Below are 1,731 nucleotides of genomic sequence, written 5' to 3'. Positions count from 1 at the left end.
ATGCGGTAAGTTGGTAGTAGCGTTGTCTGCCCCTTAAGCGGGCGTTATGCATTACACCAAATTCAGCGTTAAAAGGATGAATAATGAGCGATAAAAAAGTAGTTGTTATTACTGGCGGTAGTCGAGGGATTGGTGCCGCGACAGCAAAGCTTTTTGCTCAAAATGGGTTCTCCGTATGCATTAATTACAAATCTAATGCTGAGGCTGCTCAGATACTTGTTCAAGAAATCAAAGCATTAGGTGGACATTGTATTTCTGTTCAAGCGGACGTTTCCAAAGAAGATAATGTGCTTCAACTGTTTGAAACCGTTGACCGAGAGCTTGGTGTTGTTTCTGTTGTTGTGAACAATGCTGGGATCTTAAAGAAGCAGATGCGCTTAGACGAAATGAGTGCAGAGAGGATTAACTCAATTCTCATAAACAATGTGACAGGTTACTTCTTGTGTTGTCGGGAGGCAGTGAAACGAATGTCAACTCGTCATGGTGGTCTCGGTGGTGTCATCGTTAATGTATCTTCGGGAGCGGCGCGAACAGGTTCACCGAATGAATACATCGATTATGCAGCGTCAAAAGGTGCAATTGACACGTTAACAAAAGGTTTGTCGTTGGAAGTTGCCGCGGAAGGTATCAGAGTTAACTGTGTTCGACCAGGATTGATTTATACCGATATGCACGCTGACGGTGGAGAGCCTGACCGTATCGAACGACTCAAAAATAAAATTCCAATGCAACGTGGTGGTTTGCCTGATGAAGTCGCTGAGGCCATTTATTGGTTAGCGTCTGAAAAATCATCATTTTCCACAGGTAACTTTCTTGATTTAGCCGGTGGTTTGTAATGCATAACAAACGGTTCAAGAGGGACAACCAACGCGTGGCATTTTTACTATGCGTTGGTTTTTGTGGTTACAGTGTTATGCGGAAGCTTGGTAGTGGCGTTGGTTGCCCCTTAACCGGGCGTTAGCTGCTTATAACTTCGCATGTTCCATTAGCTGTACAAGTTGGTTTTTTAGTCATATACTTGTCTCATTAAACGTACATGTGGAGGTTTTATGAGAATTGTATCTTTTACCGAAGCTAGAAATAGCTTGAAGAGCGTTTTGGATGCTGTTGTTAATGACGCAGATACAACCGTGATCACACGTCGTGATTCTGAAGATGCCGTTGTTATGTCACTGGATTATTACAATAGCTTAATGGAAACGGTTCATTTACTTCGTTCTCCGGCAAATGCTGAGCACTTACATCGTTCAATTGCTCAATTTAAAGCGGGTAAGGTGAGCCAAAGAGATTTAATCGATGAGTAGTCGTTTATTATCTTGGACTGATGAATCTTGGAATGATTATGTTTATTGGCAGACGCAAGACAAGAAAACACTTAAACGTATAAATAAACTCATCACGGATGTTAAGCGTTCTCCTTTTGAGGGCATAGGTAAACCTGAGCCACTAAAAGAAAACTTATCTGGTTTTTGGTCGCGCCGAATAGACGATGCGAATAGGTTAGTTTATGCGGTTGATGATAGTGCTATCACGATTATTTCTTGCCGTTATCACTATTAATTTAGGCTTTATCGTCAGGCAGCTAACAAACGCTTCAAGAGGGACAGCCAACGCGTGGCATTTTTATTATGCGTTGGTTTTTGTGGTTACAGTGTTATGCGGAAGCTTGGTAGTGGCGTTGGCTGCCCCTTAAGCGGGCGTTATGCTTTATTGAGCCTCAGCAAAATCAAT

The 1,731-nt window shown here is 42.4% G+C and carries 3 protein-coding genes; all 3 read left to right on the top strand.

Features of this window, described 5'->3' with window-relative positions:
• Nucleotides 1–83 precede the first annotated feature (83 nt).
• The 3 genes from BSR11_RS00050 to BSR11_RS00035 all read left to right on the top strand — a co-directional run bounded on the left by BSR11_RS00050 (nt 84) and on the right by BSR11_RS00035 (nt 1,560).
• A complete protein-coding gene (locus tag BSR11_RS00050; RefSeq protein WP_072668498.1) occupies nt 84–836 on the top strand; it encodes an SDR family oxidoreductase in 753 nt (250 codons plus the stop codon).
• A 213-nt stretch (nt 837–1,049) separates the two neighbouring features.
• Entirely contained in the window at nt 1,050–1,304 is a 255-nt protein-coding gene (locus BSR11_RS00040) for a type II toxin-antitoxin system Phd/YefM family antitoxin (RefSeq protein ID WP_009836585.1), read from the top strand.
• Nucleotides 1,297–1,560 carry a Txe/YoeB family addiction module toxin gene (locus BSR11_RS00035; RefSeq protein WP_019281448.1) on the top strand — a complete coding sequence of 88 codons (264 nt, stop codon included), beginning with the start codon at nt 1,297–1,299 and terminating at the stop codon, nt 1,558–1,560. Before BSR11_RS00040 ends, BSR11_RS00035 begins: the two co-directional genes overlap by 8 nt.
• The last annotated feature ends 171 nt before the right edge of the window (nt 1,561–1,731 follow it).

The sequence above is a fragment of the Vibrio injensis genome, assembly GCF_001895205.1.
In the GTDB taxonomy this organism is placed as follows: Bacteria; Pseudomonadota; Gammaproteobacteria; order Enterobacterales; family Vibrionaceae; genus Vibrio; species Vibrio injensis.
Note: the sequence above shows the minus strand (reverse complement) of the source record. Positions and strands in the feature narration are given on the sequence as shown.

What these genes read in the sequence shown, in the direction of transcription:
- BSR11_RS00050 (WP_072668498.1), top strand. Translation starts at nt 84, where the DNA reads ATGAGCGATAAAAAAGTAGTTGTTATTACTGGCGGTAGTCGAGGGATT.
- BSR11_RS00040 (WP_009836585.1), top strand. Translation starts at nt 1,050, where the DNA reads ATGAGAATTGTATCTTTTACCGAAGCTAGAAATAGCTTGAAGAGCGTT.
- BSR11_RS00035 (WP_019281448.1), top strand. Translation starts at nt 1,297, where the DNA reads ATGAGTAGTCGTTTATTATCTTGGACTGATGAATCTTGGAATGATTAT.